At 63.7% G+C, this 23,656-nt stretch carries 21 protein-coding genes; 11 read left to right on the top strand and 10 right to left on the bottom strand.

Annotated features, from left to right (window positions below; genetic code table 11):
- The 3 genes from AC56LH_RS20100 to AC56LH_RS20110 all read right to left on the bottom strand — a co-directional run bounded on the left by AC56LH_RS20100 (position 1) and on the right by AC56LH_RS20110 (position 4,029).
- Positions 1–1,653 (bottom strand): response regulator, encoded by a 1,653-nt coding sequence (locus tag AC56LH_RS20100; protein WP_499649081.1) that lies wholly within the window; start codon positions 1,651–1,653, stop codon positions 1–3.
- 146 nt (positions 1,654–1,799) lie between these two features.
- On the bottom strand, positions 1,800–2,747 hold the full coding sequence (locus tag AC56LH_RS20105; RefSeq protein ID WP_499649083.1) for a J domain-containing protein: 948 nt from the start codon (positions 2,745–2,747) through the stop codon (positions 1,800–1,802).
- 133 nt (positions 2,748–2,880) lie between these two features.
- Complete coding sequence (locus AC56LH_RS20110) at positions 2,881–4,029, bottom strand: class I SAM-dependent methyltransferase (protein WP_499649085.1); 1,149 nt, start codon at positions 4,027–4,029, stop codon at positions 2,881–2,883.
- Positions 4,030–4,095: 66 nt separating this feature from the next.
- Here AC56LH_RS20110 and AC56LH_RS20115 point away from each other — a divergent pair, with 66 nt between their 5' ends.
- From AC56LH_RS20115 to ttcA, 3 genes are read left to right on the top strand one after another with little or no spacing between them, the layout of a single operon-like run.
- On the top strand, positions 4,096–4,932 hold the full coding sequence (locus AC56LH_RS20115; protein ID WP_499649087.1) for an SDR family oxidoreductase: 837 nt from the start codon (positions 4,096–4,098) through the stop codon (positions 4,930–4,932).
- Positions 4,933–4,934: 2 nt separating this feature from the next.
- Complete coding sequence (locus tag AC56LH_RS20120; protein WP_258837096.1) at positions 4,935–5,333, top strand: dihydroneopterin aldolase; 399 nt, start codon at positions 4,935–4,937, stop codon at positions 5,331–5,333.
- Positions 5,330–6,283, top strand: a complete 954-nt coding sequence (gene ttcA, locus AC56LH_RS20125; protein ID WP_499649089.1) for a tRNA 2-thiocytidine(32) synthetase TtcA — start codon at positions 5,330–5,332, stop codon at positions 6,281–6,283. The genes AC56LH_RS20120 and ttcA overlap by 4 nt, the downstream gene beginning before the upstream one ends.
- 90 nt (positions 6,284–6,373) lie before the next feature.
- Here the strand turns inward: ttcA and AC56LH_RS20130 are convergent, their stop codons facing one another.
- The 3 genes from AC56LH_RS20130 to AC56LH_RS20140 form a co-directional block, all read right to left on the bottom strand.
- Positions 6,374–7,225 carry a transposase gene (locus AC56LH_RS20130; protein WP_499649091.1) on the bottom strand — a complete coding sequence of 284 codons (852 nt, stop codon included), beginning with the start codon at positions 7,223–7,225 and terminating at the stop codon, positions 6,374–6,376.
- Between the two features lie 187 nt (positions 7,226–7,412).
- Entirely contained in the window at positions 7,413–7,844 is a 432-nt protein-coding gene (locus tag AC56LH_RS20135; RefSeq protein WP_499649093.1) for a DoxX family protein, read from the bottom strand.
- 36 nt (positions 7,845–7,880) lie between these two features.
- Complete coding sequence (locus AC56LH_RS20140) at positions 7,881–8,663, bottom strand: DODA-type extradiol aromatic ring-opening family dioxygenase (protein WP_499649095.1); 783 nt, start codon at positions 8,661–8,663, stop codon at positions 7,881–7,883.
- A gap of 122 nt (positions 8,664–8,785) precedes the next feature.
- Between AC56LH_RS20140 and AC56LH_RS20145 the strand changes: the two genes are divergently transcribed.
- Positions 8,786–9,649, top strand: a complete 864-nt coding sequence (locus tag AC56LH_RS20145; protein WP_499649097.1) for a LysR family transcriptional regulator — start codon at positions 8,786–8,788, stop codon at positions 9,647–9,649.
- A gap of 19 nt (positions 9,650–9,668) precedes the next feature.
- Here AC56LH_RS20145 and AC56LH_RS20150 read toward each other — a convergent pair whose 3' ends face one another.
- A complete protein-coding gene (locus AC56LH_RS20150; RefSeq protein ID WP_499649099.1) occupies positions 9,669–10,775 on the bottom strand; it encodes an S-(hydroxymethyl)glutathione dehydrogenase/class III alcohol dehydrogenase in 1,107 nt (368 codons plus the stop codon).
- Positions 10,776–10,878: 103 nt separating this feature from the next.
- On the opposite strand from AC56LH_RS20150, the gene AC56LH_RS20155 reads away from it, so the two are divergent.
- From AC56LH_RS20155 to pqqE, 7 genes are all read left to right on the top strand, one after another.
- Positions 10,879–11,943: a GlxA family transcriptional regulator gene (locus tag AC56LH_RS20155; RefSeq protein WP_499649101.1), complete on the top strand. Its 1,065-nt coding sequence runs from the start codon at positions 10,879–10,881 to the stop codon at positions 11,941–11,943.
- A gap of 48 nt (positions 11,944–11,991) precedes the next feature.
- On the top strand, positions 11,992–12,516 hold the full coding sequence (locus tag AC56LH_RS20160) for a SixA phosphatase family protein (protein WP_499649103.1): 525 nt from the start codon (positions 11,992–11,994) through the stop codon (positions 12,514–12,516).
- 476 nt (positions 12,517–12,992) lie between these two features.
- A complete protein-coding gene (gene pqqA / locus AC56LH_RS20165) occupies positions 12,993–13,067 on the top strand; it encodes a pyrroloquinoline quinone precursor peptide PqqA (protein WP_183555285.1) in 75 nt (24 codons plus the stop codon).
- 91 nt (positions 13,068–13,158) lie between these two features.
- Positions 13,159–14,076 (top strand): pyrroloquinoline quinone biosynthesis protein PqqB, encoded by a 918-nt coding sequence (gene pqqB / locus AC56LH_RS20170; RefSeq protein ID WP_499649807.1) that lies wholly within the window; start codon positions 13,159–13,161, stop codon positions 14,074–14,076.
- Positions 14,073–14,801 carry a pyrroloquinoline-quinone synthase PqqC gene (gene pqqC / locus AC56LH_RS20175; RefSeq protein WP_499649105.1) on the top strand — a complete coding sequence of 243 codons (729 nt, stop codon included), beginning with the start codon at positions 14,073–14,075 and terminating at the stop codon, positions 14,799–14,801. Before pqqB ends, pqqC begins: the two co-directional genes overlap by 4 nt.
- Complete coding sequence (pqqD, locus tag AC56LH_RS20180) at positions 14,798–15,067, top strand: pyrroloquinoline quinone biosynthesis peptide chaperone PqqD (RefSeq protein WP_499649107.1); 270 nt, start codon at positions 14,798–14,800, stop codon at positions 15,065–15,067. Before pqqC ends, pqqD begins: the two co-directional genes overlap by 4 nt.
- Entirely contained in the window at positions 15,064–16,236 is a 1,173-nt protein-coding gene (gene pqqE, locus AC56LH_RS20185; RefSeq protein WP_499649109.1) for a pyrroloquinoline quinone biosynthesis protein PqqE, read from the top strand. The genes pqqD and pqqE overlap by 4 nt, the downstream gene beginning before the upstream one ends.
- 25 nt (positions 16,237–16,261) lie before the next feature.
- Here pqqE and AC56LH_RS20190 read toward each other — a convergent pair whose 3' ends face one another.
- The 3 genes from AC56LH_RS20190 to AC56LH_RS20200 form a co-directional block, all read right to left on the bottom strand.
- A complete protein-coding gene (locus tag AC56LH_RS20190) occupies positions 16,262–18,025 on the bottom strand; it encodes a M14 family metallopeptidase (protein WP_499649111.1) in 1,764 nt (587 codons plus the stop codon).
- Between the two features lie 128 nt (positions 18,026–18,153).
- The gene (locus AC56LH_RS20195; protein WP_499649113.1) at positions 18,154–19,761 is read right to left on the bottom strand and encodes a S41 family peptidase; all 1,608 of its coding nucleotides are present in this window, start codon (positions 19,759–19,761) and stop codon (positions 18,154–18,156) included.
- A 150-nt stretch (positions 19,762–19,911) separates the two neighbouring features.
- On the bottom strand, positions 19,912–23,481 hold the full coding sequence (locus tag AC56LH_RS20200) for an indolepyruvate ferredoxin oxidoreductase family protein (RefSeq protein ID WP_499649115.1): 3,570 nt from the start codon (positions 23,479–23,481) through the stop codon (positions 19,912–19,914).
- Between the last annotated feature and the right edge of the window lie 175 nt (positions 23,482–23,656).

Below are 23,656 nucleotides of genomic sequence, written 5' to 3' on the forward strand. Positions count from 1 at the left end.
TCAGCCTGCCTTGGGCGGCGGCATGCGCAGCCCCTGGCGCACGCCCTGATCGTGCTGCTTGAGCACTTGCTGGAACAGCGCTGCCAGCGCCGGCAGCTTGGGATTGAGCGGGTCGAGCTTGCGCACATTGCCGATCAGGGTCGGGACCTGGCCACCGAGCCGCTCGTCCCAGCCGCCTGCTTCGAGGCAGCGCAGCACCGCCAGCGTGGCATTGAACGCCACCGACGGGTTGTTCGGCAGCTTGTGCGCCGCCTCGAGCATCAGCGTCACCGCGCCCCGGTAATCCCCGCTCTTGGCGCGCGCGGCGCCACTGGCAACCAGGTCGACGACGTGCTGGCGGCTTTCCTTGACCATCGAGCGGGCCAGCTCGCCCTTGCCCGCGCTGTCCATCACACCTACTGCGCGCGCCATCACCGCTTCGTCGCCGGCATTGCGCATCACGTCGCGCACGACCGAGCAGGCGCCCTCTTCCATGTCATGCTCGAGGCAGGTGCGGGCCAGTTCGAGCTTGATGTCGACCGACACGCCCGGCGCATCCTGGCAGGCAGCCACCGCCGTGTTCAACGCTTCGCCCAGCCGTACCTCGTTGCCGGTGTACTCGTGCACCAGGGCGGATGCCACCGCGCTGCACAGCACCGTCGTGGCACGCCCGCCCATGGTGCGGTCGAGGTCGCGTACCACGGCCGCCGCGCCCACCGGATCGCCCTTGCCCACCAGCGTGCGCACCAGCTTGACGTGGTCTTCGGGATCGCGGAACTCGGAATACTTGGCCTTGCCCACCACCTGACGCAGCGATTTTTCGGCAGTGTCGATGTCGCCCGCATCGAAGGCAATGTCGGCCAGCGTGCGCAGGCGCCGCACCGCGTGGGGCGAGACGGCCACCGCGTCGGCCAGCACGGCCTGCGCTTTGTCGAGCTCGCCGGCAGCAGCATGAGTACGCGCCAGCCAGTCGAAGGCGTCGACGAAATTGCGGTTGGTATCGACCAGCTCTTCGAGGATGTCCCTGGCTTCGGCCAGGCGCTTGCGCACGAACAGCGTCTTGGCCAGCCCCAGCCGGGCCCAGGCAATCGCCTTGATGTCGACCAGATGCCGATAGATGGGCTCGGCCAGCTCGGCCTGTCCCAGGAACATGTGCAGCTCGGCGCGCAGGCGCAGGAAGTCGATGGCATAGCGCGTGTGCAGGCGCTGACCCTCGATGCAGGCGGTGAGTGCCTCCATCTGGTCGCCGGCCTCCATCAGCGTGTACACGGGCAGGAAGGCATTGCGCTTGTCGAGCGCGCGCCCGATGCGCTCGAGCAGGCGGTCGGCGGTGAACGGCTTGAGGACGTAGTCGGTCGGGGCCAGCTCGGCCGCGCTGACCACTTTGCTGTGATTGCCTTCTGCGGTGACCATGAAAAACATCGTGGCCAGGCGCATCAGCTTGTGGTGACGCAGGTCTTCGAGTAACTGCTGGCCATCCTGGCCGCCTTCCAGGTCGTACTCGCACAGGATGAGGTCAAACTGGCGCAGACCCAGGTGCTTGATCGCCTGGTTGGACGTGCTGGCGTGTTCGATCCGGGTCAGGCCGCACAGCGTGAGCATGCTGTGAATGCTGGCGCGCATTCCTGCGTGGGGCTCGATGATCAGGGCCGTCAGGCCTTCCAGTTCGTTCATTGTGGTCCGTATTGGCCTGCGTTGGGCGTGAGGCGGCTGCATGGGCGCGCAGTATCGACCCAGTATATTACGGCGCAGAACGAATTAAATGAAATCAGCATGGTGCGCAGTTCCGCCAGCAGGCACGGCGCATAAAAAACGACAACTTACTGGGCGGGTGGGCGGCTGGCGCACTCGGCCGTCGTGGCGCCGGTGCCGACGTTCTGGTACAGCACCTCGTACTTGCCTGCCGCCAGTTTGTCGATCGTGAACGTCGCGCGCGGCTGCACGAAGGCGTGGCGCACGTTCGCGCCGCGCTCCAGGTCGTACAGCTTGACGAACACCGGCGAGGCGTTCGCGCTATTGTCGATCGTCACCTGCATCCCCGTACCTTCGTTACCGACCGGGTAGCCCGGCAGATAGGCAGACTCAGCCGGCCAGGGCTCGCCGCCTGGCGCCGTCAGCGTTTGCAGGTCGGTGCTGCAATCGGGTACGCGCGCGGGCACCACCAGTTGGGCGATGCCGAGCGTGCGGATGACAGGCGCACCGCGGCCGGCCCAGATATCGGGCGCAGACGCGGGCTCGGCGGCGGCAGTCGCCGCCGTTGTCGCTGCGGACGCTGCTGCGGGCGGCGTGCTGGCCAGCACGCTCACGGGTTTCTGCACGCCGCTCCAGGCCAGCGCGCCGGGCATCATGCCGGGTTGCTGCAAGAGCAGGACGGCAGCGGCGGCGCCCGCCACGAAACAGGTGGTCAGGCCCAGCCACCAGCGCGGATCGCGCATCAGGCGTGCGCGGCGCGGCCTGTGCGCCGGCGTGGCGTCATTCGCGTCACCGCCCTTGCGCAGCTGGCCGTCCTTGGCGTTCGAGCTTTCCAGCCACTCGACTTCCCATTCTTCGGACGCGATCCACTCGTCATGCTCCTTGCGGCGCACCGGGTCGGCCAGGACGTTGTAGGCCGAATTGACGACCGCCATGATGCGGGCGGCTTTTTCGTCGCCCGGGTTCTTGTCGGGATGGTATTTCTGGCTCAGCGCCTTGTACGAAGCACGAATGACTTCCTGGGGCGCGTGACGCGACACCTTCAGGTTGTCATAGTGTGTGTGAATCTTGGCCATGGTGTGTCAAATCTGCCCGCTGATGCCTGCCATTGATGCTACGTCCTCGGCCGAGGCGGATGGCCGGACCCTGGCGCTGGAATGTCGTACAGCTTAGACGCAATTGTGTCCGTTGTGCAAGATATCACAATTGTCACAGGCGATGACTGCGGTCGGCCTGAACGAGTGCATCGGGCAATGTTACAGCCAGCCCCACCACCAGCACCTTGAATAATTCGCCCATTTCCGCTGGTGAAACAAGCTTTTGCACAGCGCGCGACTGTGGCAGGAAGCGCAGTGCATCCTCGGGGTTGTTTTCAAGCAACAATTCACCGATCCCGGCGCCGATCAGGAACGCGGCCTGGCTCATGTAGGCCAGCACCGGCAGGCCGGCATCCTGGGCCGCCAGCGCCATCGCCGTGAAATCGACGTGGGCTGTGATGTCCTGCAGGCCCGGCAGATAGAACGGATCGGGATGCGCGTGGTGGCGATAGTGGCACATCAACGTGCCGCCGATGCGCTGGTCAAGGTAATACTCGTGCGCCGGGAACCCATAGTCGAACAGGATTGCCGCGCCGCGGCCGCCCGCGAACATCGCCGCCAGCGAACCCATGAAGCCGGCACCGACCGGGTGCAGCTCGGTGACATAGCCTTCGATCATTTGTTCGTGCTCGGGCACCTGGCGCACCAGTTGCTCGTGCAGGGCGGCATCGAGCGGCGCCTGGACAAAGGCGAATGCGCCGTCCTCGATCGTGACCATCTGGCGGCGCCAGCCGTCCCGCGTGCGGATCACCAGCTCGACCGGCATCGCATCGAGCACTTCGTTGGCCAGCACCACGCCGCTGAAGTGCGCGGGCATCGCGTCCTGCCAGCGCACCTGCGGCAGATCGGCCAGGTTGGCCTGCTGGCGCGCGCGCAGCTCGCCCGACAATTCGATGATCGTGTATGAGTTGACGGTGACACCCTGGCGCGCCAGCGCAGCGAGCACGTCGCGCGCCAGGCGGCCGGTGCCGGCGCCGAACTCGATGATGTCGGGCGCGCTTTGGGCGATAATAGCGGCTGCCACGCGCGCCACCGTTGCCCCGAACAGCGGCGTCATCTCGGGCGCGGTGATGAAATCGCCCTCGGCGCCGAGCTTGGCGGCGCCACCGCTGTAATACCCGAGGCGCGGCGCGTACAGCGCCAGTTCCATGAACCGCGAAAACGCGATCTGCCCACCGGATTGTTCGATCTCGTCAGCAATGCGCTGTTGCAGGGCGTGGGACGCAGCCAGGGCGTCGTGGTCGGGGGTGGGCAGGGACATGCCGGCATTGTAGCCAGATTCGCTTTTATCAACAATTTACTGCCTGATGTTCAGGCTCGATCACCCATGATGACCGACACAGTTCCAACCGCCCTGCCCCGGGTCGCGCTGGTGACCGGCGCCGGGCGCCGCCTCGGACGCGCCATTGCGCTGGGCCTGGCGAAAGCCGGCTGGGATCTCGCGCTGCATTACCGCCATTCCGAGCAGGATGCGATCGCCACCCGCGACGCCATCCTGGCGCTGGGCCGGCGCGCCGTGCTGCTGCAGTGCGACCTGGCCGACGATGCGGCCGTGCGCCTGCTGGCGGGCCGCGCCATCGACGCGCTCGGCACGTTGACGTGCATCGTGAACAACGCGTCGTTGTTCGAATACGACAGCGCCACCGACTTTTCGCCGGCGTTATTGAACGCGCATATGGCCGCGAATGTCACAGCGCCAGTGCTGCTGGCGCAGGCGCTGCATGCGGCCACACCGCAGGGCGAGCAAGCCGTCGTCATCAACCTGCTCGACCAGAAACTGTACAATCTCAACCCGGATTTTCTGTCGTACACCTTGTCCAAGGCAGCGCTGCACGCAGCGACCACGATGCTGGCGCAAGCGCTGGCGCCGACCGTGCGCGTGGTGGGCGTGGCGCCCGGCATCACGCTGGTCTCGGGCGAGCAGAGCGAGGACGGTTTTACGCAGGCGCACCGCGCCACGCCGCTGGGGCGCTCGTCGACGCCACAGGATATTGCCGACGCGGTCGTGTACGCCGCCAGCGCCCGCGCGCTGACCGGCACGACCCTGCTGGTCGATGGCGGCCAGCACCTGACGCCATCGACGCGCGACGTCATGTTCCTGACCGAACCGCGCAGCGACGCCCCCAACAACCGCAGCACCGAATCATCTATCCAAAAGGCTTAACCATGTTGTCCGCCCTGTCCCACCCGAGCTTGCGCAATTGCCGCCGGCTGTTCCTGCGCAATTACGAAGTGATGATCAATATCGGCGTGCACGATTTCGAAAAGAAGGGCGAGCAACGTGTGCTGATCAATGTTGAGCTGTACATTCCGCTCGAGATGTCGACGCCGAAGGCCGACCAATTGGCCGAAGTGGTCGACTACGACTTCATGCGCGAGACGGTGGCCCAACGCATTTCCAAGGGCCATATCCACCTGCAAGAAACACTGTGCGACGACATGGTCGAGGCCATGCTGGCCCATCCGCGCGTGCGCGCGGCAGGCGTGTCGACGATGAAACCCGACGTGTATGCCGACTGCGAAGGCGTTGGTGTCGAAGTATTCCGTATCAAGGACGAAGCATGAACGAAACCGTTATCGAGCGCCTGACCGAGGCGGACTTCCCGCTGGGCGAGGCCGCCCCTGTGATCGACGCCAGGAAGCAGGAAAAGATCGCCCACGAAAACCACAAGCTGCACAAGCGCCTGTGCCGCCAGGTCGGCCAGGCCATTGGCGACTTCAACATGATCGAAGACGGCGACAAGGTGATGGTGTGCCTGTCGGGCGGCAAGGACAGCTACGCGCTGCTGGACATCCTCCTGACCCTGCGCGAGCGCGCGCCGATCCACTTCGACATCGTCGCGGTCAACCTCGACCAGAAGCAACCGAACTTCCCGGCCGACATCCTGCCGGCCTATCTGGACAAGCTCGGCGTGGATTACCACATCGAAAACCAGGACACCTACAGCATCGTCAAGCGCCTGATCCCGGAAGGCAAGACCACCTGCTCGCTGTGTTCAAGGCTGCGGCGCGGCATCCTGTACCGCGTCGCCGATGAGCTGCGCTGCAACAAGATCGCACTGGGCCACCACCGCGACGACATCCTCGAAACCTTCTTCCTGAACATGTTCTTCGGCGGGAAGCTGAAAGGCATGCCGGCCAAGCTGGTGTCGGACGATGGCAAGCACATGGTGATCCGCCCGATGGCGTATGTAAAAGAGGCTGATACCGAGCGCTATGCCGAGGTAAAAGGCTTCCCGATCATCCCGTGCGACCTGTGCGGCTCGCAAGAGAACCTGCAGCGCAAGCAGATCAAGAACATGCTGCGCGAGTGGGAGAAAAAACATCCGGGCCGCGTGGAAAGCATTTTCTCGTCACTGTCGACCGTGGTGCCATCGCATCTGATGGACCGTAACCTGTTCGGCTTCACGGACCTGAAAACGGATGGCGTGGCCAATCCGCTGGGAGATATCGCGTTCGATGAAGAGCCGTGCTCGACGCCGGTGATGGGGACGATTTCGTTGACGCAGCTGTAATTGTCAAAAGCCGGGGTCAGGTCTGACATTCGGACACGGCCTCAGCGTCAAAGCCGGGGTCAGGTCTGACATTTGGACACGGCCTCAACATTAAGCGTAAGGTTTCGCTTTCTCGAAAGCAGCAACCGCCCGGCTGACCGTTTTGGTCGAGACGCCAAAGGCGATCGCAATCTGCGGCATGGTATAGGCAGTTGATCGGTAGGCGCGCGCCATCGCCTCACCCCTGGCGGGATAGGTGTTCTGATAGTCAAGCAAGGGAAGCGCTACTGCGCGCCGCGTCGCCCGCTTGGTTTCCATGAGCGCTTCAGATCGCTGCATCTGCTGATGCGCCGATATGAAAACGTCGTCCCCAAGCAGGATTTGATGGCGGGTGGCATCCAGCGGATTTGCCTGCCCGACACCCGCCAGTACAAACGTCTGATATGCCTCAATGGCACTGGCGCGTGTGTCACCGAACCGCGCCAGGAGCTCATCGCGTGCCAGCCATTCTGGCGGCGTTTCATCGCCGACAACATAGCGATAGCTGCTCCATCGCCATTGATCCAGCGCTTCGACGACATGTGCACGTAGTGGATTCAACACAATGTACCGGGACACTTCCAGAAGATAACTTTCCTTCTGCACCAGGATTGCTTTGTAGCGCCCTTGGAACAAGTGCCCGACGAGCTGATGCCGTCGATTGACATGCTGCGAATACACCCCGTTGAGCTGACGTATGCATTGCGGAAGATTTGCTTCGGCCGTTTCGATCAGCAGATGGTAGTGATTGGTCATCTGGCAAAAGCTATGGATAACGCAGTGGTGGCGTTCACACACCTTCGCAAGAACCTCCAGCCAAATCCGGCGATCGGCTTCATCGCGATAGATCGTGTTACGCCGGTTACCGCGCGACGTCACGTGGTACAGCGCACCGGGAAAGTCGAGTCTGAGTGGTCGTGTCATCCGGCCACGCTACCGGATGCGGGATTACTGGCGCTGAGATTGCTCAGCCTTCAAGGAGGCCAGAGAGGCCATTCAGCGAAGGCTGAGATCGTGTCCGAATGTCAGACCTGACCCCGGCTTTGATCTAACTAATGCCGAGGTCGTGTCCGAATGTCAGACCTGACCCCGGCTTTGGAAGCAGCTTGCCTCAGTTGAGGCGGCCGTTGGCGCCACCGATGCTGTAACGCCCCGCGCCCAGCAGTGCGACCGTTACTGCAGCAAAGAAGAACATCCCCTGCAATTCCAGTGCCCAGCCGCCGGTTTCGTTGAGCGTGAAGAACTGGCTCGTGTGCACCAGCAGCACGGCGACGATCATGTTGATGGCCACGATCAGTGCGGCAGGACGGGTGAACAGGCCGACCAGGATCAGCAGCGGTGCGACGACTTCGCCGATGTACACCCCGTACCCGAACACGGCGGGCAAGCCGGCTTTGGCCAGCATGTCGGCCACGAAGCCGATGCCGCCGCTCAGTTTGGCAACGCCGTGGAACAGCAGCATTGCGGCCAGGGCGACGCGCAGCACCAGCTTGCCGGCGTCGTTGTTGTTGTTGGTATTCAGTTGCGTGGTCGTGGTGTGCATGATCGTTCTTTCGTAAAATGAAAACAAGGTAGATGATTAATTGAACGCGTAGGCATCCATGGCAAGCACGCCATGTTCTACACTCGTGTGCAGCACGGACGCCCTGGCATCGGGGCCGGCCGCGCCCATTGCCACGAACAGTGGCAGCAGATGTTCTTCGGTCGGATGGTTTTTTGCAGCCATTGGTGCCAGCTGGCGGTAGTCCAGCAAGGCGGCGCGGTCATTCGCCATCAGTCGCTCGCGCATCCAGGCGCCAAAGTCGCTGACCCAGGCTGGCGGCGGTGCATCGGCGCTGTGCCCGCGGATTTCATACAGGTTGTGCGTCAGCGATCCCGAGCCGATCACCAGCACGCCCTCCTGGCGCAAGGCCTGCAGCGCCAGGCCCAGTTGCTGATGCAGCGCGGGGGCGGCGCCATGCACGATCGAGATCTGCATGACCGGCACATCGGCGGCCGGATACATCAGGCTGAGCGGAACCCACGCGCCATGATCCAGGCCCCGTGTCGCGCTGCGCCCGACCGGGATGCCGGCGGCGTCGAACAGCGCCGCAGCACGTTCGGCGGCGGCAGGCGCGCCCGGTGCCGGATAGCGCATGTCGAACAGCGCTTGCGGGAAGCCGCCAAAGTCGTGAATCGTTTCCGGCTGGGTGGCCAGCGATACGGCCGGGCCGCCAGCGGTTTCCCAGTGCGCCGAGACGACGGCAATCGCGCTCGGCCGTGGCAATGTCTGGCCCAGGCCCTGCAGGAAGCGGCGTGCCGGGCTGTCCTGCAGGGCAAGCATCGGCGAGCCGTGTGAGACAAAGATCGTGGGCAAATTCATGGTGCACCTCGTTAAGTGATGCGTTCATGGTACCTATATCCCCGTCGTTGATAAAGCGAGGGAACGTGGTTAGACTATTTCCTTTTGATTGACAATCTCACCCAATGGACTTGCTCGGCTCGATGAAAACCTACGTTGCCGTGGTCGACAGCGGCAGCTTCGCCGCTGCGGCGCTCCGGCTGGACGTGTCACGCGCGATGGTCTCCAAGCAGGTGCAAAAGCTCGAAGAGCACCTGGGCACGCGGCTATTGAACCGCACCACCCGGCGCCTGAGCTTGACCGAAACCGGCCGCGCCTTTCACGAGCGCAGCGTGCAGATTCTGGGGGATGTGAACGAGGCCGAACAGATTGCCGGCCAGATGACGACGCTGCCACGCGGCGTGCTGCGCGTGACGATTCCGCTGTCCTACGCCCAGCACCGCCTGGGCAGCATCATCGGTGCGTACACCCAGGCCTACCCGCAGGTACAGCTCGATATTGCGCTGTCGGACCGCAAGGTCGACCTGGTCGAGGAAGGCTTCGATGTGGCGATCCGGATCGGCGCCCTGCCCCAGTCGGATCTGATCGCGCGCAAGCTGGGCGTCGCACGCAGCATCGTGTGCGCGTCGCCCGGCTACCTGGCTGCGCACGGCACACCGCAGACGCCGCACGACCTGAGTCGGCATACGTGTCTGAGCTACTCATTGAGCGGGGGCGGCGCCGACTGGCGCCTGGAATCCGCAGGCGAACATCTCACCGTGCCGGTACATGGCCCGATGAAGGCCGACAATGGCGACATGATTCGCCTGGCGGCGGTCGCCGGCGCCGGCATCGTGTTCCAGCCGCACTTTATCGTGGGCGAGGATCTGGCTGCAGGGCGGCTGGTGCAGGTGCTGCCCGGCTGGGAGTCAGCCGAGCTGGGCATTCATGCGCTCTATCCAAGCCGCAAGCACTTGTCGGCCAAGGTGCGCACCTTCGTCGACTTCGTCGTGGCCGCGCTGGCCTGAACCGCTGCGGCCAGCGGCATCAGTACAGCACCACCGAGCGGATCGATTCGCCGCTCTTCATCAGGTCGAATCCTTCGTTGATGCGTTCGAGCGGCAGGCGGTGCGTGATCAGGTCGTCGATATTGAGTTTGCCCTCCATATACCAGTCAACGATCTTCGGTACATCGGTACGGCCACGCGCACCGCCAAAGGCCGAACCGCGCCACTCGCGGCCCGTCACCAGCTGGAATGGGCGGGTGGCGATTTCTTCGCCAGCGGCTGCCACGCCGATGATGAACGATTTGCCCCAGCCCTTATGCGTGCATTCGAGCGCCTGGCGCATCGTGTTGACGTTGCCGACACACTCGAAACTGTAGTCGGCGCCGCCATCCGTGATCTGCACGATCGCGTCGACGACATTCTCGACGTCGTTCGGATTGACGAAATGGGTCATGCCGAACTTGCGCGCCATGTCCTGGCGCGCCGGGTTGATGTCGACGCCGATGATCTTGTCGGCGCCCACCATTTTCGCGGCCTGAATGACGTTCAGGCCGATGCCGCCCAGACCGAACACGACCACGTTGGCGCCCGCTTCGACCTTGGCCGAAAACAGCACCGCGCCCACGCCGGTCGTCACGCCACAACCGATGTAGCAGACCTTGTCGAACGGGGCATCTTCACGGATTTTTGCCAGTGCGATTTCCGGCACCACGATGTAGTTCGAGAACGTCGACGTGCCCATGTAGTGAAACAGCGGCTTGCCATCAAGCGAAAAACGGCTGGTCGCGTCCGGCATCAGGCCGCGGCCCTGCGTGCTGCGGATCGCCTGGCACAGGTTGGTCTTTTGCGACAGGCAGAATTTGCACTGGCGGCATTCCGGCGTGTAGAGCGGGATGACGTGGTCGTCCTTTTTCAAGCTCGTCACGCCAGGCCCCACATCGACCACGATGCCCGCGCCTTCATGGCCCAGGATCGCAGGGAACAACCCTTCCGGATCGGCGCCGGACAGCGTGTAGTAATCGGTATGACAAATCCCGGTCGCTTTTAGTTCAATCAGTACTTCGCCCTCGCGCGGGCCTTCCAGGTCGACTTCTTCGATGGTCAATGGCGCGCCGGCGCGCCAGGCAATGGCTGCTTTGGTTTTCATGGTGATGGTCTCTGGCTCAGTAAAAATGGAATCCCGCCATTCTGCGGGCGTAGCCATCGCCACCAGCGCCGCCCGGCCGGAAATGGCAGGATTTGGTGCAATAATGACCGGATCTTCGCTACTGACCGCCCTGCCGATGCCTTCTGCGCCACCTCTGGACACCATCACCGTCGACATCGTCGTCTACCCCGGCTTCAAAGCGATGGAAGCGATCGGCCCCATGTCGGTGTTCGAATACGCCAATCTGCACCTGGCGCGGCAAGGCAGGGCGGTCGGCTACGATGTGCGCGTGGCGTCTTTCAAGACCGGCCCGATCCGCTCGGACACCCTGATGTCGCTCGAGGCCACCAAGGTGGTCAACACGCTCGCCCTGCCCCACACCGCGATGGTGGTCGGTGCGCGCCACATCCAGGCTGCGCTGGTCGAAAGCGCCGCCCTGATCGACTGGATCCGCGACGCCGCCCCGCGCCTGACGCGCTTGAGCGCCCTGTGCTCGGGCGCCTTCTTCCTGGCCGCCGCCGGCGTGCTCGACGGCAAACGCGCCACCACGCACTGGGGCGTGGCCGATCGCCTGCAAGCCGATTTCCCGGCCATCGACATCGATGCCGACGCCATCTTCATCCGCTCCGGCAATGTCTGGACCTCGGCCGGCGTCACGGCCGGCATGGACCTGGCCCTCGCGCTGGTCGAACAGGATTTTGGACGCGCGCTGGCGCTCGACGTGGCCACCGAGATGGTTGTGTATCTGAAGCGCCCGGGCGGCCAGTCGCAGTTCAGCGCGCACCTGCTCAGCGAGCGCACGGCGAAACCGACGATCCGCGAGCTGCAGGCCTGGATTCTGGAGAACCTGCACGAGCGTTTGTCGGTCGCCCAGCTGGCGCAGAAAGCGATGATGAGCGAGCGCCATGTCGCCCGCGTGTTCCAGCAAGAAGTAGGCATGAGCACCCAGGAATTCATCGAAACCTGCCGCTTCGAACGCGCCACGCAGTTGCTGGCCGACGTGGCGCTACCGCTGAAGACGGTCGCGGCGCGTGCGTGCTTCAGCGACGAGGCGCAGATGCGCCGGGTGTTCCTGAAAAAGCTGGGGATTGCGCCGAAAGTGTATCGCGAACGCTTCGCCACGACCGGTGTCGCGGCAGATCGCGCTGCCAACGCGCACGACAACTGACTGCCCCGTGCTACGCTACTTTTAACCACCACATGCTGAAAGACTGCGATGCAATTTTCCCTGACACGACCCTTGCAACTGTTGGGACAAATGGCACTGGCCGCCGCCCTGCTCGCGCCCTGCGCCGCCATGGCTGAGCCCGACATGATCTACCTCGTGCGCCACGGCGAAAAAGCCGCCGACAGCAATGACCCGTCGCTCACACCGCAAGGCCGGCAACGCGCGCAGAATATCGCAACGATGCTGCACCGCGCCGGCATCCAGGCCATCTTCAGCAGCGCCACCGCACGCACGCTCGAGACCGCGAAACCGCTGTCTGCGTCACTCGGCCTGCCCGTGCAGCAATATGAGGCAGGCAGGCCAGAGGCGCTGGTCGCCAAGGTCAAGGCGCTGCAAGGGCCGGTGCTGGTGGTAGGCCACTCCAATACCCTGCCGGAACTGGTGCGGCTGTTCGGCGGTGCGCCAGGGACCGAGATTGGGGACAACGAATTTGACCGGGTATATCAGCTGGTCAATGGTGCGGATGGCAAAGTGACGACCGTGTTGTTGACGTCGTTGCCAGCCACGCCGTAGAGGCTGCGTCCTTCATTGCCGTGCGTGGCGGCAATTACATGCTCCAACGGCGTTTGCGGGCGGGGCCCATGGTGTTCGCAGCGAACGCAGCTACTGTAGCCGTTCTTTCTTCTGCTGTTTCACGACGAAAAGCGCCATGGCTGCAGAGGCCAGAAGCAATACAACACTGGCTGCGTCGACGTCCACGCGTACCCGGACATCTACTTTAACGTCTTTCATCTTCACCTCACAAAGTTGTTGTTGTGATCACAGGGCTGACGAAATCATAACCCAGCCCGGGCAAACCCTGCGTTCGTGCGAGGCACTGACGCAGCCAACCCATTCTGACGCGCTTGCTGCCTGCGTCGTACATACCCCCGCACGGCAGCGCCCGCCATCGTGCAGAATCGACAAGATTGCGTCACAATCAGATGTCGTCGCGTAGCCGACGACCTTCACTCGCAACATACCATCATGCATTCACTAGGAGGCTTACCATGCGCTGGGAAACACCTGAAGCAATTGATTTCCGTTGGGGTTTTGAAATCACCATGTACGTGCTGAACCGTTGATGTTTAATTCCGGCAGGTACCGATGAATGATCCTGTCATCGGTACCTGCCACTCCGGTTATCAGCGATAACCATGTGAAAGGTTGGATACGCTGTTGAAAATCCGCATTCTTGGTTCGGCAGCGGGAGGTGGTTTTCCGCAGTGGAATTGTAATTGTCTGAACTGTGATGGCATCCGCAATGGCACCATCCAGGCTGTAAGCCGCACCCAATCCTCGATCGCCGTGAGCGACGATGGCATTGACTGGGTCCTGGTCAATGCATCCCCCGACATCCTGGTGCAGATCCGCGCCACACCTGCCCTGCAACCTGCCCGCGCCGTGCGCGACACCGGTATTGCGGCCGTGCTGCTGATGGATGCCCAGATCGACCACGTCACCGGCTTGCTGATGCTGCGCGAGCGCGGCACGCCCCTGCGCCTGTATGCGACCGCCGAGGTGTTGGCCGACCTGTCGCAAGCGCTGCCTTTGACGCGCGTGCTTGGCCACTATTGCGGCGTCGAGCCGCACACGCTGGCCATCGACGGCCAGCCGTTCCCCATTGCGCCGCTGCGTAATACGACGTTCCTGCCGGTTCCGCTGTCGAGCAAGGCTCCGCCTTATTCGTCGCACCGCAATGATCCGCACCCGGGCGACAATATCGGCCTGATGCTGCACGACAGCGCCAGCGGCGCGCGCGTGTTCTACGCGCCCGGGCTGGGCCAGATGACCGATGCGGTGGAAGCGGCGATGCGCCAGGCCGACGTGCTGCTGGTCGATGGCACCTGCTGGAGCGACGACGAAATGATCACGCTCGGCCTGTCGAAAAAGACGGCCCACATGATGGGCCATCTGCCGCAGTCCGGCCCGGGCGGCATGATCGAGGTGCTGGCGCGCATGCCGGCGCGCCGCAAGATCCTCATTCACATCAACAACAGCAATCCGATCCTGCGCGAAGACTCGCCCGAACGTGCCGAACTGGCCACGCACGGCATCGAAGTCGCGTTCGACGGCATGGACATTGCCCTATGACGCCCTCCCCCGATAGCAGCGCCCAGTTGGCGCCCTGGTCGCGCGCCGAATTCGAACAACAGTTGCGGGCGATGGGCAAGAGCTACCATATCCATCATCCGTTCAACCTGCGCATGAATGCCGGGCAATGCTCTCCCGAACAGCTGCGCGGCTGGATCGCCAATCGCTTCTACTACCAGTTCATCATCCCGAAAAAGGATGCCGCGATCCTGTCCAATTGCGACGATCGCGCGACGCGCCGTTTGTGGATTGCGCGCATTCTGGACCATGACGGCTACGACGATTACCAGGGCGACGCCCAGGGCGGCATGGAAGCCTGGACCCAGCTGGGCGAGGCGGCCGGGATTCCCCGCGCCGAACTGTGGTCGCTGCAGCACGTGGTGCCAGCGGTGCGTTTTGCCTGCGACGCGTATGTCGACTTTGCGCGCCGTTCGCCATGGCAAGAGGCTGTGTGCTCGTCGCTGACCGAGATGTTCGCGCCGCAGATCCACAAGGACCGGCTGGCCGGCTGGCCAACCCAGTATCCATGGGTGGAACCGGCCGGCCTGCATTATTTCCGCAGCCGCATTCCGCTGGCCCAGCGCGATGTCGACCATGGCCTGGCCGTGACGCTCGACTATTTCACGACCAGGGCGCAGCAGGGGCGCGCACTCGAGATCCTCAAGTTCAAACTGGACATCCTGTGGGCCATGCTGGACGCCATCGAAAAAGCTTATCCAACATGAACGATCCGTTAATTCCCGCCATGCCGGCACTGAACCGGCGCTTTCGCCTGCAATGGGAAGACGCCCAGCAGGCCTACGTGCTGCTGTACCCGGAAGGCATGGTCAAATTGAATGGCAGCGCCGGCGAAATCCTGAAATGCTGCAACGGCAAGACCACGGTCGACCAGATCGTGCACGACCTGGAAACCAAATTCCAGGCTACCGGCCTGCGCACCGATATCGAGGGTTTGCTGGCCCACGCCCACCAGCACAAGTGGATCGAATGATGCTGCCCACTGATATTGCCGGCAGCGGCGCACCTGTTGTCTCGCCGCCCTTCTGGCTGCTGGCCGAACTGACCTACCAGTGCCCGCTGCACTGCGCGTTTTGCTATAACCCGCTCAATTACGATGCGGTGCGCAATGAATTGACGACGGGCGAATGGGTGAGGGTGATGCGCGAGGCGCGCGCATTGGGCGCCGTGCAGCTGGGTTTTTCCGGGGGCGAACCGCTGATGCGCGACGACCTCGAAGAGCTGGTTGCCGAAGCGCGCCGCCTGGGCTTTTACAGCAACCTGATCACGTCGGGTGTTGGCCTGAATGAAACCCGCATCGCGGCGCTCAAGAACGCCGGGCTGGATCATATCCAGTTGTCGTTCCAGGATTCGACCCGTGAGCTCAACGATTTCCTGAGCAGCACCAAGACGTTCGATCTCAAGCTCAAAGTCGCCAAGCTGATCAAGCAATACGATTACCCGATGGTGATGAATTGCGTGCTGCATCGTTATAACCTGCCGCATGTCGGCAAGATCATCGAGATGGCGCTGGCGCTGGGCGCCGAATACCTGGAGCTGGCCAATACCCAGTATTACGGCTGGGCGATGAAGAATCGCAACCAGCTGATGCCCACGCTCGAACAGGTGCGCGATGCCGAACGCGTGGTCGCTGAATACCGCGAGCGCATTGGCGACGCCTGCAAGCTGCTGTTCGTGGTGCCCGATTACTTCGAGGACCGCCCCAAGGCCTGCATGAATGGCTGGGGCGCGGTGTTTCTCGGTGTGGCGCCGGACGGCGTGGCGCTGCCCTGCCACAATGCGCGCGACCTGCCGGGCCTGAATCTGCCGAACGTACGCGACGTGGGCCTGGCCGACATCTGGCGCACCAGCACCGCGTTCAACGCGTACCGTGGCAATGACTGGATGCAGGAGCCATGCCGCAGTTGCGACGAAAAGGGACGCGATCTGGGTGGCTGCCGCTGCCAGGCATTCATGCTGGCCGGTGACGCGGCAGCAACCGACCCGGTGTGCAGCAAGTCGCCCAAGCGCGGCGAAGTCGACAAGGTGATCCGCTTTGCCAGCCAGCGCCCGGCAGCGCTGGACAACGCCCATGTAATCGAGCAGCCGATCGTGTTTCGCACGAATGCGAATTCACGCACTCTCCTGCAGACCGACACCTGAGGCGGGTCGGTCCGCAGGGACCAGGTTACAGCGCCGTATCCGTGCGCAGCACCGGATACAGATTCAAGCGCTCGTCATACGATGAATGGCGCTTGGCGAAGAATGCCAGGCGCGCCTGCGGATCCTTGGCAAACGCCGGGTCCGATGCCAGGCGCTGCGCAAATTCGGCCGCCACTTTCGGGTCGGCCGCCATCTGCTCGCGCGCCACGTCCTCGGCCACGTAGTCTTCCATGTATTCCTTGCGCTCGAAGGCCGTGTTGAACGTGCCCCAGGCCAGCAGCGAATCGGGCGCCTGCGGCTCGAACATCGCCACCACCAGCCGCGCCTTTGGCTGTGCAATCGGCACGAACAGCGAACCGGCCGTCACCGCGCGCGGTTCCGCCGTCCACTTGCCCGTGACCGTCAGGCGCTGGTGCCCTTCGACCGAGGCCGCGTCCAGCGTCGCCTTGTCGGCGCGGAAGGTCTCGACGTTGGCGCGGGCCACGCCCTGGTCCAGCTTGCGGAACACGACGCCATGCTGGCGCAGCTTTTCTCCCACGATGGCCGCCTGCGCTGCTGGCACGATGTAGCCGGCGCCCGGGGCCGTCACTTCCACGTCGGCGACGACCTCGTCGCGCAGCGGCACGCGCCACACTTGCGGCCTGGTTTCGTCGTAGCGCGTCATCAGCCCGCCCGAAATTTCCGACGGCTTGCGCGTGTATTCGTAGCCATTGAAATTGACCATCTCGGTTTTGTCGGTGGTGCGGTAGTTCAGCGCCACCTTCTTGTTGCCCAATTTTGCCGCGCGCGCGTCGGCCGCGTAGGCCGCCTTTTGCCAGTCCGCACCGTGCTTTGCGACCTGATTCAGCAACGACACCACGGTGTTGCGGGTGATGCGTACGCGCACCGGGTACTCTTTCCACGAGTGCGTTTCCACCAGCATCGCCATGCGGTTACGCAGCTGAAAGTAGCCGGTCGAAAAACGCGGGTCCGACACGCTGTCCTCGAAGCCCGACATCGGATCGTCCTGCTTCACGAACGACATGTAGTACGACTGCGGCGTCGAACCTTCCTTCGCGATGTCCTTGATGACATTGGTGCGCAAGGCGAGGCCAGCCTTGCGGAATTCCGGGTCGCCCGAATACACCGGCTCGACCTGGATCGAGATATCGTGCTGGAACTTGGCGCCGTTGGTCGCGTGCAGGTCGACATAGGTCAGCGGATCCCACGCGTTCACCAGGCCCAGCATCGCCTGCATTTCCGGCGCGTCGGCCTTCAGGTAATCGCGGTTCAGGTTCAGGTTCTGGGCGGTGGTGCGCCAGCCCATTTCCACCGGGCCGCGCTGGTTCGGGCGGTTCCATTTGCCGAAGCGCTCGTGCCCGTCGACGTTAAACACCGGCACGAACAGCAGCACCTGCTTGTCGAGCGCGCCCTTGCCCGCGCGGCCTTCGAGGATTTCGCGCAGCGCCAGGAAACCCGCGTCCTTGCCATCGATCTCGCCGGCGTGGATGCCGCCCTGGATCAGCGTGACGGGTAAACCCGCCTTTTTGGCAGCCGCGGGCGTGAACACGCCGTTGTTGTTGGCCACCAGCACCTTCATCGGACGGCCTTCCGGCGTGATGCCGAAGTCGATGCACTGGACCTGCTTTGGATACGCCTGTGCAAAGGCGGCGCACAGCGCGATTGTTTCATCGTAGCGGCCGGTGGCCTGGAAGCCCGAGCGTTCCGAGATCGTCGTCAGGTCGGGAGTAGCGGCGTGCGCCAGAGGAAATGCAGACAGCAGGGCCAGCAGTAACGCAGAACGGATCATCAAGAAGCTCCGGCAAGTGACAGGGAAGCCGACGATTATAGACGTGTTCTTGACAAAAAGTTCAGTCCTGGAAACACAAAGGGCGGCGCGCCAATTGGCCACGCCGCCCGTCAATACAGCCGTTCTGCTTAGCGCGGCGGTGCGCCGGGCGTCGGCCTGATCGCAATTTCTTTCACTTGCGGCCGCACGATTTCCATCGGCACGATGCGGGCACGGCTCGTCGTCGACACCGGGCATGCCTGCGTGGCGCGGTAGGTCAGCGCGGCGGCCAGCAAGCCCTCGCTCGGGTCGCCCACCGGCCGTGTCAGGTCATCACTGACCTGGCAGGTCGGCGCGAAGCCATCGTTAAAGTCACCGAAGCCCTTGTTGTTGACGCCCTTGAACTCGATCGAGAAATAGGTCGTGCCACAGTTCGGCACCGGCGTGAAGCCGTACGGCTTGCCGCAGGTGGTGCCGCCGATCTGGATGACCTCGACGTCGGCGCCGCGCAAGCCATTGATCACCGATTCGCTGGCCGAGCAGGTGCCGGCCGTGCTCAGCACCGTCACGCGTTTCAGACCCAGCGTCGGCAGCGGCAAGCCGGCAGGCACCGGATTGCTCGAAGCGAAGCCCCACGCGGTCGAGCGGAATGGCAGCGGCGCTTCGCGCGGCAACTTGTCGTTGTACTGCGACTGCTCGAACACCTTGCCATCCGTCGACGCCGGTCCCGAAACCATATAGGCCAGCTGGCTGGCCAGGTACAGCAAGCCGCCGCCGTTGTAGCGGATGTCGAGCACCAGGTCGGTCACGCCGGCCTGGCGGAATACGATGAAGGAATCGATCAGCTGTTTTTCGGAAACCGCGTTGAACGTATCGAAGGTCAGGTAGCCGACCTTGCCGGTCGCCGTCTCGAAAATCTTGACGTTCTTGACCGGGGCGATGCGCACGTCGGCGCCCGTCATCGTCACCTCGATCGGCACGCCACCGCGCTGCAGCGTGAAGCGGTGCGCACTGCCGGCCGTTTCGGGGAACAGGGCCAGGTTGATGCGCGCGATCGATGCCGCGTCGCTCGCGTTGACGAAATCGACGCCATCGATCTTCGTCAGCAGGTCGCCGCGCAGCAGGCCTGCGGCGGCGCCCGGCGAACCCGGCTCCACCGCCGTGATCAACCAGGTCCGCGGCGCCGCGCCGCCCGCGTTGCGCGACCACGTGATGCCATAGCCCAGGTCGATGCTCTGGGTCTGCATTGCTTCCCATTCGGCGGTCGGATACGTGAAGTGGTAACGGTCCTTGGGTTGCCCGGTGGCGGTCACGGCCGGCGTCTTGAGCACGTCGAAGTAGGTAATGGCGCTCTTGAAGTCGGCCATCTTGTACGTGTTCGGAACTTCGTTGTACCAGAGGTAGTACTGGTTAGTCCAAGCGCGCAGGAATTTCAATTCATCCAGCAACGTGCCCTGCACATCGGGGAAGGCCTTGCCGCTGGCATCGACACCCTTGCGCGGCGCGGCGCACTTGTTCCAGTAGCTGCCATAGGCGTCGCCGAGCAGGTTGGGATTGAGGTCTTCCGGCGTGGCGCTGGTGCCGGTCGGGGTTGGCGTGACCGGCGTCGTTGGCGTGTCCGCCACCGGTGGACGCGTGCCCACACCGGGCGAACCGCCACCGCCGCCGCATCCGGCAAGAACGAACAGCGCGGCGAGCGCGCTGGAAATCAGACGGACGGGAACTGCTGTGGACGGGAGGGGGAATGTCGGGCTCATGCGGACGATTATAGACGGCGGATTTCATGCACAACACCACCAAATGTCACAATTGAGGCCCAGCAACAACGAATAAGGCCAAGCAGAAGGCATTGCGAAAGAACCGCTGGCGCACAGCGTGCGCCAGCGTGATCAAAACACCATCCGCCGTCAGGCCGCGCGCGGTGCGGCGCCCACGGGCGCATGGAATGCCGCCAGCAGCGCCGCTTCTTTTTCCTTCGCCGCTTTCAGGTGCCGTTCCTTCACGTGACCGTAGCCACGGATGTCTTCCGGAATGCTGGCCACTGCCACGGCCTGCGCCAGATTGGCATCCGTGAGCTTGGGCAGCAGCGCCGCCACCGTCGCGCGGTATTCGCCGATCAGGGCGCGCTCGACGCGGCGCTCGGCGGTGTAGCCGAACACGTCGAACGCGGTGCCACGCAGGCCCTTGAGTTTCGCCAGCACGCCGAACGCGCGCATCATCCACGGACCGAACTCCTGCTTGATGGCGCGGCCTTCCTTGTCATGCCTGGCCAGCAGCGGCGGCGCAAGGTGGAACTTGAGCGTGATATCGCCTTCGAACATATTGGCGATTTTTTCACGGAACGCCGGATCGGTGTGCAGCCGCGCGACTTCGTACTCGTCCTTGTACGCCATCAGTTTGTACAGGTACTTGGCCACGGCTTCCGACAAGCGGGTGCCCTTGCCCAGGCGCGCTTCCTGCGCCCTGACCTGCTCGACGAAGGCCGTGTACTGGCCCGCATACGCCGCGTCCTGGTACGCCGTGAGCAGCTCGACCCGGCGCTTGACGACATCGTCGAGCGTCTGCATGCGCTTGAACTCGATCACCTTGGCCGGCATCGCCGACTTGCTGACGGCGGCCAGGTCGTGCCCGGCGCTGCGGCCCCAGTTGAAGGCCGCCTTGTTGAATGCGACCGACACGCCATTGAGCTCGATGGCTTTCATCAGCGAGGCTTCGCGCAGCGGCACGCGGCCCTTCTGGAATGCGTAGCCGAGCATGAACATATTGGTGGCGATCGCGTCGCCCAGCAGCGCCGTGGCGATGCTGCCGGCGTCGAGGAATTCGACATTGGCCTTGCCGCAGGCTTGCTCGATTGCGCCGCGCGAACCTTCGGCCGGGAATTGCCAGTCCGGGTTCTTCACGAACGCGGCGGTGGTGGCGGTGCTCGAATTGACGGCGGCCCAGGTACGGCCTTCGCCCATGCGCGACAGGGCATCGCGGCTGGCCGTGACGATCTGGTCGCAGCCGATCACGAGGTCAGCGCTGCCGGTGCCCACGCGGGTCGAATGCAGGTCGGCCTGGTGCTCGGCCAGGCGCACGTGCGACATGACCGGGCCACCCTTCTGGGCCAGACCGCTCTGGTCGAGCACGATGGCGCCCTTGCCTTCGACGTGCGCCGCCACCGCCAGGATCTGGCCGACCGTGACGACACCGGTGCCGCCCACGCCGGCCACGAGAATACCGAATGGCGTGGCAACCGACGGAATGACAGGTTCCGGCAGCACCGGTGGTGCGGCGTCGGACGCTGCGGCTTTCTTCGGTTTTTTCAGGCCGCAGCCTTCGACGGTGACGAAGCTCGGGCAGAAGCCCGACACGCACGAATAATCCTTGTTGCACGAGGACTGATTGATCTGGCGCTTGCGGCCCAGTTCGGTTTCCAGCGGCTCGACCGACAGGCAGTTGGACTGGACCGAGCAATCGCCGCAGCCTTCGCAGACGGCCTCATTGATCACGGCGCGCTTGGCCGGGTCGGGGAATTCGCCTTTCTTCCGGCGCCGACGTTTCTCAGAAGCGCAGGTCTGGTCATAGATCACGGCCGACACGCCAGGCATCTCGCGCAGTTCGCGCTGCACGTCCATCAGTTCGGACCGATGGCGCACCGTGGTGCCAGGCGCCCAGGCGTAGTCGCTCGGGTATTTGTCCGGCTCGTCGGTGACGACGATGATGGGCGTCACGCCTTCAGCTGCGATCTGGCGGCTGATCATGCCCGGGTCGAGCGGACCGTCGACGTTCTGGCCGCCCGTCATCGCGACTGCATCGTTGTAGAGAATCTTGTAGGTGATGTTGACCTTGGCCGCCACCGCGGCGCGGATCGCCAGGATCCCGGAGTGGAAATACGTCCCATCCCCCAGATTCACGAACACGTGCTTCTCGTCGGTGAACGGCGACTGGCCGATCCAGGTCGTGCCTTCGGCGCCCATGTGCGTGAAGGTCGACGTTTCACGGTCCATCCACAGCACCATGTAGTGGCAGCCGATGCCGGCCATCGCGCGCGAGCCTTCAGGGACCTTGGTCGAGCTGTTGTGCGGGCAGCCCGAGCAGAAATACGGGATGCGGTCGGTCTCCGGGTTCGGCTTGGCCGGGATATTGCGCAGCACCAGCTCTTTCGCTTCAAGGAAGGCGATGCGCTGGGCGACGCGCTCGGCGACCGGGTGGCCGGCGCAGTAGTGCCCGATGCGCGAGGCAATGGCGCGCGCGATCTGCGCCGGATTCAGCTCATACGTGGCCGGCAGCAGCCAGTCGCCGTGACCCATGCGGTTCTTGTTGCTCCACTCGCCCGTGTCGTCGAACTTGCCGACCACGCGCGGCCGCTCGCCGTCAGGCAGGTTGTACAGCTCTTCCTTGAGCGCGTATTCCATGACCTGGCGCTTTTCTTCGACCACCAGGATTTCATCGAGGCCCCGTGCGAACTCGTGCACGCCTTCGGCCTCGAGCGGCCAGGTCATGCCAACCTTGTACAGGCGCAGGCCAATGTCCTGCGCGGCCTGCTCGTCGATGCCGAGGTCGGCCAGTGCCTGGCGCGTGTCCAGATAGCTCTTGCCGGCAGTGATGATGCCGATCTTCGGCTGCGGGCTGTCCCAGATGATGCGGTTGAGCTTATTGGCGCGCGCATAGGCCAGCGCGGCATACCACTTGTGGTTGCTCATCCGCACTTCCTGGTCCAGCACGGCGTCCGGCCAGCGGATGTTCAGGCCGCCCTCGGGCAGCTGGAAGTCGGTCGGGATCACGGTCTGCACACGGTCCGGATCGAGGTCGACGACGGCGCCCGATTCGATAATGTCGGTCACGCATTTCATCGATACCCACAGGCCCGTGTAGCGGCTCATGGCCCAGGCGTGCAGGCCGAAGTCAATGTATTCCTGCACCGACGACGGGTACAGCACCGGGATACCGCAGTGGGTCAGGATATGGTCGGACTGGTGCGCAGTGGACGACGATTTGGCCGCGTGGTCGTCGCCGGCCAGCACCAGCACGCCGCCAAATTGCGACGAGCCGGCGTTATTGCCGTGCTTGAACACGTCGCCGCAGCGGTCGACGCCCGGGCCCTTGCCGTACCACATCGAGAACACGCCGTCGTACTTCGCGTCCTTGTACAGATTGGTTTGCTGGGTACCCCAGACAGCGGTCGCCGCCAGGTCTTCGTTCATGCCGGGATGGAACTTGACGTGGTGCGCGTCGAGGTGCGCCTTGGCCTTCATCGCGGTCTGGTCGACCGAGGTGACGGGCGAGCCGCGGTAGCCGGTGATGTAGCCGGCCGTGTTCAGGCCGGCCTTGACGTCGCGCTCGCGCTGCAGCATCGGCAAGCGGATCAGCGCCTGCGTGCCGGTCATGAAGGCGCGGCCGCGCTCGAGCGTCCATTTGTCGTCGAGCGTGATGTCTTGTGCGGGTGTGGATGCGGGCGGCGACGCCAGGTGGGCGCGGTCCAGGGGTGCGTTCATTGTGTCTCCAAGAAACTGGTGGCGGTTGCCGGAAGCGGTGCATTTCCTGCATCTCGCTTCTTGGCGGGAGTGGTCTCCCGTCTTGCGCCAGTATAGACCTGCCCCCCCAGCATTAAATTCCAAACAATTCCCCCTCCTTCTTGAATTGCGCAATAAAATTGCCATACAAAAGACC

This window comes from Telluria sp. LT1R51-2 (assembly GCF_059685775.1).

Coding starts and splice junctions, on each gene's coding strand:
- AC56LH_RS20135 (WP_499649093.1), bottom strand. CDS start 7,844: ATGCACACCACGACCACGCAACTGAATACCAACAACAACAACGACGCC.
- AC56LH_RS20150 (WP_499649099.1), bottom strand. CDS start 10,775: ATGAAAACCAAAGCAGCCATTGCCTGGCGCGCCGGCGCGCCATTGACC.
- AC56LH_RS20115 (WP_499649087.1), top strand. CDS start 4,096: ATGATGACCGACACAGTTCCAACCGCCCTGCCCCGGGTCGCGCTGGTG.
- AC56LH_RS20160 (WP_499649103.1), top strand. CDS start 11,992: ATGCAATTTTCCCTGACACGACCCTTGCAACTGTTGGGACAAATGGCA.
- pqqC (WP_499649105.1), top strand. CDS start 14,073: ATGACGCCCTCCCCCGATAGCAGCGCCCAGTTGGCGCCCTGGTCGCGC.
- AC56LH_RS20140 (WP_499649095.1), bottom strand. CDS start 8,663: ATGAATTTGCCCACGATCTTTGTCTCACACGGCTCGCCGATGCTTGCC.
- pqqE (WP_499649109.1), top strand. CDS start 15,064: ATGATGCTGCCCACTGATATTGCCGGCAGCGGCGCACCTGTTGTCTCG.
- AC56LH_RS20110 (WP_499649085.1), bottom strand. CDS start 4,029: ATGTCCCTGCCCACCCCCGACCACGACGCCCTGGCTGCGTCCCACGCC.
- AC56LH_RS20105 (WP_499649083.1), bottom strand. CDS start 2,747: ATGGCCAAGATTCACACACACTATGACAACCTGAAGGTGTCGCGTCAC.
- AC56LH_RS20195 (WP_499649113.1), bottom strand. CDS start 19,761: ATGAGCCCGACATTCCCCCTCCCGTCCACAGCAGTTCCCGTCCGTCTG.
- AC56LH_RS20200 (WP_499649115.1), bottom strand. CDS start 23,481: ATGAACGCACCCCTGGACCGCGCCCACCTGGCGTCGCCGCCCGCATCC.
- AC56LH_RS20120 (WP_258837096.1), top strand. CDS start 4,935: ATGTTGTCCGCCCTGTCCCACCCGAGCTTGCGCAATTGCCGCCGGCTG.
- AC56LH_RS20100 (WP_499649081.1), bottom strand. CDS start 1,653: ATGAACGAACTGGAAGGCCTGACGGCCCTGATCATCGAGCCCCACGCA.
- AC56LH_RS20130 (WP_499649091.1), bottom strand. CDS start 7,225: ATGACACGACCACTCAGACTCGACTTTCCCGGTGCGCTGTACCACGTG.
- ttcA (WP_499649089.1), top strand. CDS start 5,330: ATGAACGAAACCGTTATCGAGCGCCTGACCGAGGCGGACTTCCCGCTG.
- pqqD (WP_499649107.1), top strand. CDS start 14,798: ATGAACGATCCGTTAATTCCCGCCATGCCGGCACTGAACCGGCGCTTT.
- AC56LH_RS20190 (WP_499649111.1), bottom strand. CDS start 18,025: ATGATCCGTTCTGCGTTACTGCTGGCCCTGCTGTCTGCATTTCCTCTG.
- AC56LH_RS20155 (WP_499649101.1), top strand. CDS start 10,879: ATGACCGGATCTTCGCTACTGACCGCCCTGCCGATGCCTTCTGCGCCA.
- AC56LH_RS20145 (WP_499649097.1), top strand. CDS start 8,786: ATGAAAACCTACGTTGCCGTGGTCGACAGCGGCAGCTTCGCCGCTGCG.